This window comes from Acidovorax sp. 93, assembly GCF_003633835.1.
GTDB lineage: Bacteria > Pseudomonadota > Gammaproteobacteria > Burkholderiales > Burkholderiaceae_C > Acidovorax > Acidovorax facilis.
In genome coordinates this window covers 4165230-4180360 of sequence record NZ_RBIT01000001.1, presented here as the reverse complement: position 1 = coordinate 4180360, position 15131 = coordinate 4165230, and the positions used below count along the sequence as shown (strand labels likewise).

The window sequence follows — 15131 nt, the reverse complement described above, 5'->3', positions numbered from 1 at the left end:
AGCACTCCTCATGAGCAACACCGACTTCGCGCTGGCCATTGAAGACCTGACCGTGTCGTTCGACGGCTTCAAGGCCATCGACGACCTCACGCTGTACATCGACAAGAACGAGCTGCGCGTGATCATCGGCCCCAACGGCGCGGGCAAGACCACGCTGCTGGATCTGATTTGCGGCAAGACCCGTGCCACGGGCGGCAGCATCAAGTTCAAGAACGAAGAACTCACCCGCATGGCCGAGCACAAGCGGGTGCGGCTGGGCATCGGGCGCAAGTTCCAGACGCCGTCCATCTATGAGAACCTGTCGGTCTTCCAGAACCTGGAGGTGTCTTACCCCGCAGGCCGCTCGGTGCTGGGCGCGCTGGCGTTCAAGTGCACCGATGAGGTCAAGGCGCGTGTGCAGGTGGTGGCCGAAGACATTGGCCTGGGCGACAAGCTCGATACCGAGGCTGGCTTGCTAAGCCACGGGCAAAAACAGTGGCTGGAGATCGGCATGCTGCTGATGCAGGAGCCCGAGCTGCTGATGCTGGACGAGCCGATTGCCGGCATGAGCGCGCGCGAGCGTGAGCTGACGGCCGAGCTGCTGCAGCGCATCTGCAAGAACCGCGCGGTGATCGTGATCGAGCACGACATGGAGTTCGTCAAGCGCATTGCCCACAAGGTCACGGTGATGCACCAGGGAAAGATCCTGGCCGAAGGCCCCATGGAGAAGGTGCAGGCGGACCCCAAGGTCATCGACGTGTACCTGGGCCACTGAGCAACCCATTCCTTCACAGGAGCATCGCATGCTGGAAGTCAAAGATCTGTTTGTGGCCTACGGCCAGAGCGAGGCGCTGCACGGCATCTCGTTTGACGGCCGTGCCAACGAGACCGTGGCCATCATGGGCCGCAATGGCATGGGCAAAACCACGCTGTTCAAAAGCCTCATGGGCGTGATGCCCGTCAAGAGCGGCCAGATCACCGTGGCAGGCCAGGACGTGACGAAGGACGAGAGCTTTCGCCGCGTGGCCAAGGGCATCGCCTATGTGCCGCAAGGCCGCATGATCTTCCCGACCCTCACGGTCGAAGAGAACATCGAGACCGGGCTGGAAAACTCCAAGACGCGACAGATTCCCGAAGATATCTACGCACTGTTTCCCGTGCTGTGGGACATGCGCCGGCGCAAGGGCGGCAACCTCTCGGGCGGGCAGCAGCAGCAACTGGCCATTGCGCGAGCGCTCGTCACCGACCCCAAGGTGCTGCTGCTCGACGAGCCCACCGAGGGCATCCAGCCTTCCATCATCAAGGACATCGCCAAGGCGCTCAACGAGATTCGCAAGCTGCGCCAGATCACCATCGTGGTGAGCGAGCAGGTGCTCTCGTTCGCCATGGACGTGGCCGACCGACTGTTCGTCATCGAAGGCGGCCGCCTGGTGCACGAGACCGCCCGCGCCGACACCGACCAGCAGCGCATCAAAGCCTATCTGTCGGTATGAAACACCCCCTGAGTCGCCTTCGGCGCCTTCCCCCTCAAGGGGGACGACGCCCTCGCTGCGGGGCGGCCCTTGCTTGGCGTCCCTGGCCTCGGCCGTGGCGGTCTCGGCGGCAATGCGCCATGTAAGGCCGGGATTTTTTCTCGCTTTTTCCTTCTTCCACCCAACCCTTCCAAGGAGCACGCCATGGCTGAAACCCTGATCAAGGTCGATCTGAGCAAGTCGCCCACCGAGAACGAGAACATCCACAACCGCTGGCACCCAGACATTCCCATGGCCTGCTGGGTCAATCCTGGCGATGAGTTCGTGCTGGAGACGTTTGACTGGACGGGCGGCTTCATCAAGAACAACGACAGCGCCGATGATGTGCGCGACATCGACCTGACCACGGTGCACTACCTCAGCGGCCCCGTGGGCGTGAAGGGCGCCGAGCCGGGCGACCTGCTGGTGGTGGACCTGCTGGACATTGGTGCCAAGCAGGACAGCCTGTGGGGTTTCAACGGCTTTTTCAGCAAGAACAACGGCGGCGGTTTTTTGACCGAGCATTTCCCGCAGGCGCAAAAGTCCATCTGGGACTTTCATGGCATGTTCACCAGCTCGCGCCATGTGCCGGGCGTGAAGTACGCCGGGCTCATCCACCCCGGCCTGATTGGCTGCCTGCCCGACCGCAAGATGCTGGAGCAGTGGAATGCGCGCGAGCAGGCGCTCATCGACTCAGACCCCACGGCCGGGCTGGCCAACCCACCCTCGGCGGGCACGGCCCACATGGGCCGCCTCACGGGCGATGCCAAGGCCAAAGCGGCTGCCGAAGGCGCCCGCACGGTGCCCCCGCGCGAGCATGGTGGCAACTGCGACATCAAGGATTTGTCGCGCGGCGCCAAGGTGTTCTTCCCGGTGTATGTGGACGGCGCCGGCCTGTCGGTGGGCGACCTGCATTTCAGCCAGGGCGACGGCGAGATCACCTTTTGCGGCGCCATCGAGATGGCAGGCTGGGTGCACATGAAGGTCACGCTCATCAAGGGCGGCATGGCCAAGTACGGGATCAAGAACCCCATCTTCAAGCCCAGCCCCATCACGCCCACCTACAACGATTACCTGATCTTCGAGGGCATCAGCGTGGACGAGAGTGGCAAGCAGTACTACCTGGACGTGAACGTGGCCTACCGCCAGGCCTGCCTGAACGCCATCGAGTACCTCAAGAAGTTTGGCTATTCGGGCGCGCAGGCGTATTCCATCCTGGGCACAGCCCCGGTGCAGGGCCACATCAGCGGCGTGGTGGATGTGCCCAACGCCTGCGCCACGCTGTGGCTGCCCACGCAGATCTTTGACTTTGACATCAACCCGAGTGCGGCGGGGCCGATCAAGCACCTGGATGGCTCGGTGGCCATGCCGCTGTCGCCCGACCTGGTCTGACAGTCAAACACCATTGCTGCAGAAGGACCCGCCATGCCCACCTACGACTACGCCTGTGCCCAGTGTGGCGGCTTTGATGCCTTTCGCCTGCTGGCCGACCGCAACGAACCCGCTGCCTGCCCAGACTGCGGCGCAGCATCGCCGCGCGTGTTTGCCACCGCGCCGCGCCTGGCACTCATGAGCGCGTCCGCGCGCAGCGCCATCGCCACCAACGAGCGAGCGCGGCACGAGCCGCAGCGCTCGGGCGACTACGCCCGCCTCAAACACCCTGCAGGCTGTGGCTGCTGTTCGTCATCGCAAAGCCGCAAGGCCACGGTGACGGCGCCCAGCGGCGCCAAGGCGTTTCCGAGCAAACGGCCCTGGATGATTTCTCATTGATAGGGATGCTTCACCATGATTCACGGCGATATTTCAAGCAGCAAGGACACCGTCGGCGTGGCGGTGGTCAACTACAAGATGCCGCGCCTGCATACCAAGGCCGAGGTGCTGGACAACGCGCGCAAGATCGCAGACATGCTGGTGGGCATGAAGACCGGCTTGCCCGGCATGGACCTGGTGATCTTTCCGGAGTACAGCACCCACGGCATCATGTACGACGCCCAGGAGATGATGGACACGGCGGCCACCGTACCGGGTGAAGAGACCGAAATCTTCGCCGCCGCCTGCCGCAAGGCCAAGGTGTGGGGCGTCTTCTCGCTCACCGGCGAGCGCCATGCGGAGCACCCGCACAAGGTGCCGTACAACACCCTGATCCTCATGAATGACCAGGGCGAGATCGTGCAGAAGTACCGCAAGATCATGCCCTGGACCCCCATCGAAGGCTGGTACCCCGGGGACACCACCTACGTCAGCGAAGGCCCCAAGGGCCTGAAGATCAGCCTCATCATCTGCGACGACGGCAACTACCCCGAGATCTGGCGCGACTGCGCCATGAAGGGCGCCGAGTTGATCGTGCGGTGCCAGGGCTACATGTACCCCGCCAAGGAGCAGCAGATTCTGATGAGCAAGGCCATGGCCTTTGCCAACAACACGTATGTGGCCGTGGCCAATGCCGCCGGGTTTGACGGCGTATACAGCTACTTCGGCCACAGCGCCCTGATTGGCTTTGATGGCCGAACGCTCGGTGAATGCGGCGAGGAGGAATACGGCGTGCAGTACGCCGCGTTGTCGAAGAGCCTGATCCGCGACTTCCGCAAAAACGGGCAGTCTGAGAACCACCTCTTCAAGCTGCTGCACCGGGGATACACAGGGCTGATCAACTCCGGCGGTGGAGACCAGGGTGTGGCCGCCTGCCCGTATGACTTTTACACCCGCTGGGTGACTGACCCCGAAGGTACGCGCAAGGCCGTGGAGGCCATCACGCGGCCCATGGTGGGCACCGAGGAGTGCCCGATCGAGGGTATCCCCAGCCCCGACAGCGCAGACCGCTGCTGAGGCAACGGGATTCAGGGCCGTGGCCTGAGATCTTCAAACAGTGTTAACCGGCTGTGAGGCGCCCACACTGCGCCCGATAATCGGCCCCCATGCGTGGGCCGTTCCTTTCTCTCCTGTGGATGTCATCGTGTGCACTGCTGTGCACCGTGCTCGCAGGCTGCGCGGCGAATGCGCCCACGCCACGCGGCGAGGTCAAGGGGGCCGCCACAACGCCCGCCGAGCTGGCCCAGTCCGACATGAACCGCGTGGCCACGCTGGCCATGCACGAGAACCTGGAGGGCTTGTTCCGCCTCATGGACAAGCTCTACCGCCGCAACCCCGCCGAATGGCGCAAAACCAGCGCCACCAACCGCGAGCACGCCGCGGAGCAGGTGCGCACAGCCATCCTGCAGCGCCAGCCCTGGGCACCACTGCAGGGGCGGCGCGACATTGCCGCGATGGGCTTCGCGTTCGCGCCGGAGTTCAACGGGGACCGCGTGGCAGCCTTCATCCATGCCACGGCCGACATGATCATCACGGCCCATGGCGGAAAGATCGAATTCTTCTTGCTCGACGGCATGGATGCCCAGCACCTCTACAACGCCGCCCGCAATGTGGAAAGCGCCGTGTGGCTGCTGGCCCAGCGCCGCAACGCCCAGGGCCAGCCACTGCTGCTGGCGGACGAGATCGGCCCCCAAGGCCGCAACCTGAGCTTTGAGCGCGAGTTTGGCAAGATCATCGCGCGCCTCGACCTGCTGGCTGCCCTGACCACCGAAAAGTACCGCCGCGCCGCCATCAGCTATGTGCAGGGCATTGTGGGCGGCACGTTCCTGCAGTTCCTGCCGGTGCGTTGAGAGCGATTCAACCGCTTCAAAGGCGGGACGCGCGGTCAGCGCGTGCCGCCATGCACGAAGATTCCGGGTGGAAACGTGGCGTTACACTTTGGTCACCCCTCCACTTCGAATCGGGACTTCGCCATGCTCCAACGTGTTTTGCTGTGGCTCACTGCGCTCTTGTTGGCCATGGTGGCTGCGACCGCGGCGCATGCCCAAGATGCGGACCTGTCCATCACGAAGACCGATGGTGTGGCCACGGCCGTCCCGGGCGGGTCGGTGACCTACACCATCACCGCCAGCAACGCAGGGCCGGACCCCGTCGTCGGCGCCACGATTGCGGACACCTTTCCCGCCGTGCTCACCGGCACCTGGACCTGTGTGGGCGCAGGCGGCGGTACCTGCACCGCCGCAGGCAGTGGCAACATCAACGACAGCGTCAACCTGCCAGCGGGGGGATCGGTCACCTACACGGTGAGCGCCACGATCAACGCTTCTGCGACCGGAACGCTGACCAACACCGCGACAGTGACGTCCGCCGTGAACGACCCGGTTCCCGCCAACAACAGTGCCACCGATTCCGACACGCTCACGCCACAGGCCGATCTGGCCATCACCAAGACCGATGGTGTGACCACGGCCACGCCGGGCGGATCGGTCACCTACACCATCACCGCCAGCAACGCGGGGCCATCCAATGCGCCGGGGGCCACGGTGGCGGACACCTTCCCCGCATCACTCACCGGCACCTGGACCTGCGTGGGCGCGGGTGGCGGCACCTGCACGGCAGCAGGCAGCGGCAACATCAACGACACCGTCAATCTGCCCGCCGGAGGATCTGTTACCTACACCGTCAGCGCCACGGTGAGTGCTGCGGCCACAGGGACGCTGGCCAATACCGCGACGGTGACAGCGCCGGGCGGAGTGACCGATCCCGTCCCGGGCAACAACAGCGCCACGGACTCTGACACCATCACGCCGCAGGCCGATCTGTCCATTACCAAAACGGACGGCGTGACCACGGCCATACCTGGCGGCTCAGTCACCTACACCATCACCGCCAGCAACGCGGGGCCGTCCAATGCGTCGGGGGCCACGGTGGCGGATACCTTCCCCGCAGCCCTCACAGGCACCTGGACCTGCGTAGGCGCGGGTGGCGGCACCTGCACGGCAGCGGGCAGCGGCAACATCAACGATAGCGTCAACCTGCCCGCCGGTGGATCGGTGACCTATACGGTGAGCGCAACAGTGAGTGCTGCGGCCAGCGGAACGCTGGTGAACACCGCGACGGTGACAGCGCCGGGCGGGGTGACCGACCCCAATCCGGGCAACAACAGCGCCACGGATTCCGACACCATCGCATCGCAAGCCGACCTGACCATCACCAAGACCGATGGCGTGACTACGGCCAACGCTGGCGGCTCGGTGACCTACACCATCACCGCCAGCAATGCCGGACCGTCCAACGCCCCTGGCGCGACGGTGGCAGACACCCTGCCCGCCGTGCTGACCGGCACCTGGACCTGCGTGGGCTCCGGCGGCGGCACCTGCACGGCGGCGGGCAGCGGCAACATCAACGACGTGGTCAATCTGCCTGCGGGCGGATCGGTGACCTACACCGTCACCGCTACGGTGAGCGCGTCGGCAACGGGGACACTGGTCAACACCGCGACGGTCGCGGCCCCGGGTGGCGTGACCGACCCTAGCCCCGGCAACAACAGCGCCACCGATACCGACACCATCACGGCAGTGGCCGCGAGCGCGATTCCGTCGTTGTCTGAGTGGGCTTTGTGGCTGATGGCGGGCTTGATGCTGCTGGCCGCATTCCGGGGCCGCCGCCCAGTGCGCTGATCCCGGGCGGGCAACTTACAATCGCCCCTCGGCCCAAGGAGCGTTGCAGCGACTTGCCATGCCCGGTTTGGTGCATGGCGATTCGTCAGGCTTGGGCCCCGCGCACCCCGCCGTACACCGCAACGACGCTCACCTGTTTTTTTGCTGCCCCTGCACAGGTGAGTGAGTCCTATGTCTGCTGTATCCCTGCCCCCCATGAAGCTGTCCGGCCTGGAGCCCGTCTCCATTGGCGAGGGCACCTTGTTCGTCAACATCGGCGAGCGCACCAACGTCACCGGCTCCAAGGCGTTCGCGCGCATGATTTTGAACGGCCAGTACGAAGAAGCCCTGGCCGTGGCGCGCCAGCAGGTGGAGAACGGCGCCCAGGTCATCGACATCAACATGGACGAGGCCATGCTCGACAGCAAGGCCGCCATGGTGCGCTTTCTGCAGCTCATCGCGTCCGAGCCCGACATCGCCCGCGTGCCCATCATGGTGGACAGCTCCAAGTGGGAGGTGATCGAGGCCGGTCTGCGCTGCGTGCAGGGCAAGGGCATCGTCAACTCCATATCCATGAAGGAGGGCGTGGACAAGTTCAAGCACGAGGCGCGCCTCGTGCGCCGCTACGGCGCCGCTGCCGTGGTCATGGCGTTTGACGAAAAAGGCCAGGCCGACACCTACGAGCGCAAGATCGAAATCTGCGAACGCGCCTACCGCATCCTGGTCGATGAAGTGGGCTTCCCGCCCGAGGACATCATCTTCGACCCCAACATCTTTGCCGTAGCCACCGGCATTGAAGAGCACAACAACTACGCCGTCGATTTCATCGAGGCCACGCGCTGGATCAAGCAGAACCTGCCCGGCGCCAAGGTGTCGGGTGGGGTATCGAACGTGTCGTTCAGCTTCCGTGGCAACGATCCGGTGCGCGAAGCCATCCACACCGTGTTTCTGTACCACGCCATCAAGGCCGGCATGGACATGGGCATCGTCAACGCGGGCATGGTGGGCGTGTACGACGACCTGGAGCCCGTGCTGCGCGAGCGCGTGGAAGACGTGGTGCTCAACCGCCGCCCGGATGCTGGTGAGCGCCTGGTCGAGATCGCCGAAACCGCCAAGAGCGGCGCCAAGGACGAAAGCAAGAAGCTCGAATGGCGCGGAACGCCCGAGCACCCCAAGACCGTGGGCGAACGCCTGTCGCACGCGCTGGTGCATGGCATCACCGACTTCATCACCGAAGACACCGAAGAGGCCTACCGCGAGATCCTGGCCAAGGGCGGCCGCCCGCTGCACGTGATCGAAGGCCCGCTCATGGACGGCATGAACGTGGTGGGCGATCTGTTTGGTGCGGGCAAGATGTTTTTGCCCCAGGTGGTGAAAAGCGCACGCGTGATGAAGCAGGCCGTGGCACATCTCATCCCCTACATCGAGGAAGAAAAGCGCCAGGACGAACTGGCCGGGCGCGACGTGCGCAGCAAGGGCAAGATCGTCATCGCCACCGTGAAGGGCGACGTGCACGACATCGGCAAGAACATCGTCACCGTGGTGCTTCAGTGCAATAACTTCGAGGTGGTGAACATGGGCGTGATGGTGCCCTGCCACGAGATTTTGGCGCGCGCCAAGGTGGAGGGCGCCGACATCGTGGGCCTGTCGGGCCTGATCACCCCCAGCCTCGAAGAAATGCAATACGTGGCGGGCGAGATGCAGAAGGACGAGCACTTCCGCATCAAGAAGATCCCGCTGCTGATCGGCGGCGCCACCACCAGCCGCGTACACACTGCCGTCAAGATCGCGCCGCACTACGAAGGTCCCGTGGTCTACGTGCCCGACGCCTCGCGCAGCGTGAGCGTGGCGCAGAGCCTGCTGGGCGACGGCGTGCAGAACTACGTGGACGAGCTCAACGCGGACTACGACAAGGTCCGCACCCAGCACGCCAACAAAAAGGCCACGCCCCTGTGGCCCCTGGCCAAGATCCGCGCCAACAAGACGCCGATCGACTGGTCGGCCTACCAGCCCACCGTGCCGCGCGCGCTGGGCCGCCGCGTGTTCAAGAACTTCGACCTGGGCGAGCTGGCCAAGTACATCGACTGGGGTCCGTTCTTCCAGACCTGGGACCTGGCCGGCCCGTACCCCGCCATCCTCACCGACGAGATCGTGGGCGTGGAAGCCACGCGTGTGTTTGCGGATGGGCAGGCCATGCTCAAGAAGATCATCGAAGGCCGGTGGCTCACGGCCAGCGGCGTGATGGCCCTGCTGCCCGCCAACAGCGTGAATGACGACGACATCGAGTTCTACACCGACGACACCCGCACCGAAGTGGCCATGACCTGGTACGGCCTGCGCCAGCAGGCCGAAAAACACACCATCGACGGCGTGACCCGCCCCAGCCGCTGCCTGGCCGACTTTGTAGCGCCCAAGGAAAGCGGCATTGCCGACTACGCCGGCATGTTCGCCGTGACGGCGGGCCTCGGGATCGAGAAGAAGGAAAAGGCCTTCATCGACGCGCTGGACGACTACTCCGCCATCATGTTCAAGAGCCTGGCCGACCGCCTGGCCGAAGCCTTTGCCGAGGCCTTGCACCACCGCGTGCGCACTGACCTGTGGGGCTACGCCGCGGGCGAGGCGCTGAGCAACGACGACATGATTGCCGAGAAGTACGCTGGCATCCGCCCCGCGCCCGGCTACCCCGCCTGTCCGGACCACAGCGCCAAGACCGACCTGTTCCGCGTGCTGCAGGCTGGCGAGATCGGCATGTCGCTCACCGAAAGCCTGGCCATGATGCCCGCCGCCAGCGTGAGCGGCTTCTACATCGGCCACCCTGATGCCGTGTACTTCAACGTCGGCAAGATCGGCGAAGACCAGCTGCACGACATGGCCCAGCGCCGGGGCATGGATGAGAAGGTGTTGGAGCGGTTGCTGGCGCCTAATCTGTGATGCCGTTGGATGCATTTTGCTATTAATTGTGTAGCAATTTACGCTTACGTATAAAGAACTGGAGGCTGATTCGGCTTGATTTTGAAGACCTTGTGACAACATGTCGCACCCGTTGCCCTCGTCCTTTGTCCCGCCCGTTTCCCCCCGCCCGTTCGGGCTGGCCCTGTCCAAGCCAGGGCGGTTCCGCTGAACAGTCCCTCGACAGGCAGGGCGAAAGCTCGGGCTGCCCGATCAAGGCTCCTGGCCAGACTTTCCGCTAGATCGAACGCAGGGCTCCGTCCCGAGCCCTTGGTGTGGCCGGGCGGTTCTTCTCTCTGTGGGTAGGTGTTCTTCCCAGCTAGGGAGATTCCTAGCTAGGAATCGCCTGTATAGCTATACGAAGGTAAAACCGGTTCAATCACGTTCATCCCCCATGGCTGCATCAAGTGGCAGATGCCCCAAGGGATGGCCCGAGGCCCAGTGCCCATCGTGCCCAGGGATGGATCAATACCGACAGCTCTTCACCATGCAAATCACTACCAACACCAGTACTTGGGCACTGTCCGGCAGTGGCGCTGCTGCAGCACCCACGGACCCCAGTTTGTCTCAGGAGACGGGCTTTGCTAACGAAAGCACCGCGACGTCTTTGCAATCCGGCTTGATGCTGGCGCAGGCCGACACCCTCAACCCCACCGCCAGCAGCAACACCGCGCAAAGCGCCAACTCCACGCCGTTCTGGGGGGCTGGCACCGTGCCTGCGCCCAATGCCTTGACCGCGTTGCGGAATGCCGAGCGCGACCGGACCGATCCATTGCGCCTGGGCGTGAACGAGATTTACCGCGACGCCATTACCCTGGCTGCGGATCGTACGGGCTACCCACGCGCCACGATTGCGGCCGTGATATCTGCAGAAGCGGGCCCGCTGCGCGGCAAGCGTCTGGACGATGCCACCAACCAGCGCTTTTTTGGCGAGCTGCATCCGCAGCTGGACCCCAAAGCCAAGCTGGACAAGGCGGGGGCCGCCGAGTGGAAGGCCCTGCGCCGTGAACTCTCGGCCACCTGGGACCCGCAGAGCTACAACACCACCAGCAAGGCTGGGGGCTTGACGCAATTTCTGGAAAGCACCTGGATCGAATCGGCCACCAAGCCGGGCAGCTACGTCAATGAACAGGCCAAGTCCCTGGGGCAGGTGAACAATGCCAACCAGGTGGTGGACCGGGCTGCGCTGCTGGACTTGCGCTTTGACGCCACCACCTCCATCGTGGCTGCGGCTGAGCTGGACAAGGGTTACTTCACCCAACTGAGCGCCCGCACCAACGACGATGGCACCCCTCTGGTGCCTGCCGATCTGTCCGCAGACAAGAAAGCGCAGTACATCTATCTGGTCCACCACGAGGGGGCGAATGGTGCCGCGCAAATCCTCAAAGGCACGCTGACCGATGCGCGCGCTGAAGGCCTGCTGAAAAACCACGTGGCTGATGCCGACAAGCGCCAGGCGATGATCGACGCCCACGACGGCAGTGCAGCCAAGGCTTACACGGCGTACCTGTGGCAGTACATTGAGCAGCGCATAGTGCCCGCCAACTTCCGTTGAAACGCCCGATCCCTGCCATGACTTGTACCTTGTCCGCCCGACTTCGTCCCCTTGTACGTTTTGGTGCCGTGGCGCGCAGCGTGGCGTGTGCCGGAGCACCAAAGGCGCTGTGCGCCGCGCTGGCACTGGCCCAGCCCGTCTGCTGGGCCCAGGCCCAGGCGCCTGCTCTTGCCGCCAGTTCGACCTTGCCAGCCAGCCGCCTGGCGGCGCAGTGGGAAGGCCCGGCCTTGGTGGGGCAGTTGCAGTTGCGACTCATCGTGTTGGATGCTGAACGCGGCGCGGTGGCGGCAGCGCTCACGGTTGGATCGCCGCAGTGCAGCGGCGGTCTGGACAGCCTGGGGCAGTGGCAACGAGGCACCTTGGTGCTCAAGCCCTACCGGCCCGAACCCGACGCTGCCGCTTGCGAGGTCCAGGTGCGGGTGGATGCCGACGGGCGCCGGGCCTGGGTGTCCGAGACGGGTTGCGGTGCCTATCGGGGCGCTGCCTGTGTGTTTGAGGGGCAGTTGCAGGCGCGGTAGGGGGGGCTGCTCGCTGCTGCAGGGGCCATGAAAATGGCGGCTAGCGCTTGCCAGTAAAGCGCAAAAAGCTATTGATTTAATAGCAATTGATTCAAGGGCGGTCGGCGTGCGGCGTGCCCGCAGAGGTTGGGGCATCGGACGCGCCGTGCGGCACTTGCTCCCCCTGTGCCCCCGCCGCCATCTCCAGCTGCATCATGATCATGTTGACCAGCGTGTGCACAGTGGGGCGGCCGGTTTCGATGACGTAGTGGGCGGTTTCGCGGTACAGGCCATCGCGCTGGGCGTACAGGTCGCGCAGCTTGTCCATGGGGTTGCCACCTTGCAGCAGGGGGCGGGTCCGGTCGTGTTTGACGCGCCGGTAGATTTCTTCGGGCGAGGCGCGCAGGTACAGCACGTTGCCAAACTGGCGCAGGGTTTCGCGGTTCTCGGGGCGCAGCACGGCGCCGCCGCCGGTGGACAGGACCATGCCACCAGCTTGCCCGGCCACGTCGGCCAGGGCCTGCGACTCCAGGTCGCGAAAGCGGGCTTCGCCCTCGGCCTCGAAGAAGCTGCGGATGGTGGTGCCGATGGTCTGTTCCAGCCGGTGGTCCAGGTCGATAAAGGGCACCCCCGCCCGGTGGGCCAGCTGGCGGCCGATGGTGGATTTGCCGGAGCCGGGCATGCCGACCAGTGCGCAGCGGATCTGCATAGGTTCAAAAAAGAGGTCTGGGAGACGGGTATGCGTGCTGCGGGTGGAGCTGCGTCGCGTGCCGTGATTGGGCGTTGAGTGTAAGCCGGGGCCTCCGTTGCCATGCGCAGCGGTTGCAGCTGGCGCTGCCCCGGCCTGGGACGCAGCTCCTCAAGGAGGTGTGCTCATCAAAGCGCCGCGTACACCAGCGCCGGATACAGCTCGCACAGGGTGCGCAGTTGGCCCGGCGCCTGGGTGAGCAGGATGGCGAACAGGTCTTCGGCGGGGTCTACCAAAAAGAAGGTGCCGCCCAGTCCGCTCCAGCTGTAGGTGCCTGCTGAACCGGGGCTGGATGCCAGGCCGGTGGCCTTGCGAACGGCCACGCCCAGGCCAAAGCCGTAGCCTGCGGGCAGGATGTCGCCCGCTGTGGGGATGCCGCCCAGGTGGTCGGCGGTCATGAAACCGACGGTGGCGCGGCTGGCCAGGCGGATGGTGTGGCCGTCCGGGCCTTGTACGGTGCCCTGGCCCAGCATCAGCTGCAAAAAGCGTGCGTAGTCGCTGGCGGTGGACACCAGCCCGCCGCCAGCGGATTCAAACGCGGGCGGGGCCGAGACATCGATCAACGCCACCTCGGCCCCGGTCTGCGGGTCGCGCGCGAACGGCTCGGCGAGGTCGGTCAGGCGGTGGGGCAGTACCGAAAACCCCGTGTCGTGCATGCCCAGGGGTTCCAGAATACGGCGTTTCAGGAGGGTGCCCAGGCTCTCGCCTTCGACCACCTCCAGTACCGCACCCAGCACATCGGTGGCGCGGCTGTATTCCCAGCAGCTGCCAGGCTGGTGCACCAGCGGCAGCGGGCCGAGCGCGGCCACCAGCTCGGCATTGCTGTGGCGCCGCGAGCCGACGCGGGCCGTCCGGTATTGGTCGGGCACCGTGCCGGCCTCCCACGCATAGCTCAGCCCTGCGGTGTGGCGCAGCAGGTCATGCACCGTGGCCTCGCGCGCTGCGGGGCTGGTGGTGCCGGTGGCTTCGTCGTACACCCGCTGGCCCGCAAACGCAGGCAGGTAGTGCGAGACGGGGTGCGACAGCAGCAGGCGGCCTTCTTCCATGAGCATCAGCGCCGCCAGCGAGGCGATGGGTTTGGTCATGGAATAGATGCGGAACACGGTGTCGGGCGCCATGGCGGGCGCGCCTGCCCCGGGCCGCTGGGCGCCCACGGCTTCGTGCAGCACCGTGCGCCCTTGGTGGTGCACCAGGGCCACTGCGCCGGGCAGCAGGCCCTGGTCGACGTGGGTCTGGAGTGCGGCGCGCAGGTGGGCAAAGGCGTGGGGGTGCATGGGGCGGTGTCTCCGGGTGGATGGGTGTCGGCACTGAGAATATCCGCGCGCGTGGAGGTTGGCGGGTCACCTGGGCAACAGGCAGGGCCACTGTTGCAAGGGGCTATGGGATCGATGTGGGATCGGGCCTACCGCAGTTGCAGCGAAACGCGGGTGGACGCGCGGTGGCTGCCGCCGTAGGCTAGCCGCATATGGCAGCACCCTCCCTGAAGCGCCGCGCACTGCGCCTTGTCAAACCCGTGTGGACCCTGCTCCAGCCTTTCTGGCGAGCCACCACGCTCTGGCTGGACGCCGACGGGCTGCGCATGAGCGCCGCCATGTCGTTCTACGGCATGCTCAGCCTGGCGCCCCTGTTGCTGTTGCTGGTGGGGGTGCTGGGCTGGTGGATGGACCGCAGCTATCTGGAAAGCAATCTCATCGCACAGGTGCAGGCTGTGATGGGGCAGCAGGTGGCCGACGTGGTGCGGCAGGCGATGGCCAGTGCGCAGGCCCCGGCCGAGGGGCGGCTGGCATCGCTGGTGGGGTTTGTGGTGCTGGTCTCAGGCGCCACCGGGGTGTTTGTCGAGTTGCAGTCGGCACTGGAGCACCTGTGGCGCGGCGAAGGCCCCCTGCCGCAGCGGGCCGCCTGGTGGCGCATGGCGTCGCTGCGCCTGCGGGGGCTGGCCTACGTGCTGGCGCTGGGTTTTTTGCTGCTGGTGTCGCTGGCGCTGTCCACGCTGATCCACCTGCTGGCGGGCTGGGCGGGCTCGCGCCTGGCGCTGGCGCCGCTGGCACCGGCCATGCAGCTGGTCAATGAAGTGGTGGCCTTTGGATTTGCCGTGGCACTGTTTGTGGGCCTCATGCGCATTGGCGCCGGGGCCAAGCCGCCGCCGCGCTGCATCATGGCTGGGGCCGTGGTGGGCGCAACGCTGTTCACGGTGGGCAAGCAGCTGCTGGCCTGGTACCTGGCCACGGCGGCGGTGGTGTCGGCCTATGGCGCAGCGGGGTCGCTGGTGGTGCTGCTGATGTGGATCTATTTCTCATCGGCGGTGCTGCTGTTTTCAGCCAGCTGCGCCCGGGCTTTTCAGGAGCTGGGTGCGCTGCCTGCAGCGCGGGGGCGTTTGCATGTGCCGCAATAGGCTGGTTCTTAAACAGCTTCTTACGTCCTTTA

At 65.3% G+C, this 15131-nt stretch carries 13 protein-coding genes and 1 riboswitch; of the genes, 11 read left to right on the top strand and 2 right to left on the bottom strand.

Annotated features, from left to right (window positions below):
- Positions 1 to 10: 10 nt before the first annotated feature.
- From urtD to C8C93_RS19010, 10 genes are all read left to right on the top strand, one after another.
- Complete coding sequence (gene urtD, locus C8C93_RS19055; RefSeq protein ID WP_121507918.1) at positions 11 to 754, top strand: urea ABC transporter ATP-binding protein UrtD; 744 nt, start codon at positions 11 to 13, stop codon at positions 752 to 754.
- 28 nt (positions 755 to 782) lie between these two features.
- A complete protein-coding gene (gene urtE, locus C8C93_RS19050; protein WP_057228091.1) occupies positions 783 to 1472 on the top strand; it encodes an urea ABC transporter ATP-binding subunit UrtE in 690 nt (229 codons plus the stop codon).
- Between the two features lie 183 nt (positions 1473 to 1655).
- Positions 1656 to 2882, top strand: coding sequence for a formamidase (gene fmdA, locus C8C93_RS19045; RefSeq protein ID WP_121507917.1), 1227 nt, complete (start codon positions 1656 to 1658; stop codon positions 2880 to 2882).
- Between the two features lie 33 nt (positions 2883 to 2915).
- Positions 2916 to 3260, top strand: coding sequence for a zinc ribbon domain-containing protein (locus C8C93_RS19040; protein ID WP_057228095.1), 345 nt, complete (start codon positions 2916 to 2918; stop codon positions 3258 to 3260).
- A 15-nt stretch (positions 3261 to 3275) separates the two neighbouring features.
- Positions 3276 to 4316 carry an aliphatic amidase gene (locus tag C8C93_RS19035; RefSeq protein WP_121507916.1) on the top strand — a complete coding sequence of 347 codons (1041 nt, stop codon included), beginning with the start codon at positions 3276 to 3278 and terminating at the stop codon, positions 4314 to 4316.
- Between the two features lie 89 nt (positions 4317 to 4405).
- Complete coding sequence (locus C8C93_RS19030; protein WP_121507915.1) at positions 4406 to 5149, top strand: hypothetical protein; 744 nt, start codon at positions 4406 to 4408, stop codon at positions 5147 to 5149.
- 123 nt (positions 5150 to 5272) lie between these two features.
- Entirely contained in the window at positions 5273 to 6979 is a 1707-nt protein-coding gene (locus C8C93_RS19025; protein ID WP_121507914.1) for an IPTL-CTERM sorting domain-containing protein, read from the top strand.
- A 29-nt stretch (positions 6980 to 7008) separates the two neighbouring features.
- A riboswitch (S-adenosyl-L-homocysteine riboswitch) is annotated at positions 7009 to 7117 on the top strand.
- A 33-nt stretch (positions 7118 to 7150) separates the two neighbouring features.
- Positions 7151 to 9889 (top strand): methionine synthase, encoded by a 2739-nt coding sequence (metH, locus tag C8C93_RS19020; RefSeq protein ID WP_121507913.1) that lies wholly within the window; start codon positions 7151 to 7153, stop codon positions 9887 to 9889.
- A 505-nt stretch (positions 9890 to 10394) separates the two neighbouring features.
- On the top strand, positions 10395 to 11462 hold the full coding sequence (locus C8C93_RS19015; protein ID WP_147433785.1) for a hypothetical protein: 1068 nt from the start codon (positions 10395 to 10397) through the stop codon (positions 11460 to 11462).
- A gap of 17 nt (positions 11463 to 11479) precedes the next feature.
- Complete coding sequence (locus tag C8C93_RS19010; protein WP_147433784.1) at positions 11480 to 11980, top strand: hypothetical protein; 501 nt, start codon at positions 11480 to 11482, stop codon at positions 11978 to 11980.
- 91 nt (positions 11981 to 12071) lie between these two features.
- Here the strand turns inward: C8C93_RS19010 and C8C93_RS19005 are convergent, their stop codons facing one another.
- A complete protein-coding gene (locus C8C93_RS19005) occupies positions 12072 to 12668 on the bottom strand; it encodes a shikimate kinase (protein WP_121507910.1) in 597 nt (198 codons plus the stop codon).
- Between the two features lie 167 nt (positions 12669 to 12835).
- Entirely contained in the window at positions 12836 to 13981 is a 1146-nt protein-coding gene (locus C8C93_RS19000) for a serine hydrolase (RefSeq protein WP_121507909.1), read from the bottom strand.
- 191 nt (positions 13982 to 14172) lie between these two features.
- Between C8C93_RS19000 and C8C93_RS18995 the strand changes: the two genes are divergently transcribed.
- Positions 14173 to 15099 carry a YihY/virulence factor BrkB family protein gene (locus C8C93_RS18995; RefSeq protein WP_121507908.1) on the top strand — a complete coding sequence of 309 codons (927 nt, stop codon included), beginning with the start codon at positions 14173 to 14175 and terminating at the stop codon, positions 15097 to 15099.
- Positions 15100 to 15131: the final 32 nt, after the last annotated feature.

Bases quoted from the DNA above. Each gene is read 5' to 3' on its own strand.
- C8C93_RS19035 (WP_121507916.1), top strand. From the start codon at position 3,276: ATGATTCACGGCGATATTTCAAGCAGCAAGGACACCGTCGGCGTGGCG.
- urtE (WP_057228091.1), top strand. From the start codon at position 783: ATGCTGGAAGTCAAAGATCTGTTTGTGGCCTACGGCCAGAGCGAGGCG.
- C8C93_RS19040 (WP_057228095.1), top strand. From the start codon at position 2,916: ATGCCCACCTACGACTACGCCTGTGCCCAGTGTGGCGGCTTTGATGCC.
- C8C93_RS19010 (WP_147433784.1), top strand. From the start codon at position 11,480: ATGACTTGTACCTTGTCCGCCCGACTTCGTCCCCTTGTACGTTTTGGT.
- metH (WP_121507913.1), top strand. From the start codon at position 7,151: ATGTCTGCTGTATCCCTGCCCCCCATGAAGCTGTCCGGCCTGGAGCCC.
- C8C93_RS19025 (WP_121507914.1), top strand. From the start codon at position 5,273: ATGCTCCAACGTGTTTTGCTGTGGCTCACTGCGCTCTTGTTGGCCATG.
- C8C93_RS18995 (WP_121507908.1), top strand. From the start codon at position 14,173: ATGGCAGCACCCTCCCTGAAGCGCCGCGCACTGCGCCTTGTCAAACCC.
- urtD (WP_121507918.1), top strand. From the start codon at position 11: ATGAGCAACACCGACTTCGCGCTGGCCATTGAAGACCTGACCGTGTCG.
- fmdA (WP_121507917.1), top strand. From the start codon at position 1,656: ATGGCTGAAACCCTGATCAAGGTCGATCTGAGCAAGTCGCCCACCGAG.
- C8C93_RS19015 (WP_147433785.1), top strand. From the start codon at position 10,395: ATGCAAATCACTACCAACACCAGTACTTGGGCACTGTCCGGCAGTGGC.
- C8C93_RS19005 (WP_121507910.1), bottom strand. From the start codon at position 12,668: ATGCAGATCCGCTGCGCACTGGTCGGCATGCCCGGCTCCGGCAAATCC.
- C8C93_RS19000 (WP_121507909.1), bottom strand. From the start codon at position 13,981: ATGCACCCCCACGCCTTTGCCCACCTGCGCGCCGCACTCCAGACCCAC.
- C8C93_RS19030 (WP_121507915.1), top strand. From the start codon at position 4,406: ATGCGTGGGCCGTTCCTTTCTCTCCTGTGGATGTCATCGTGTGCACTG.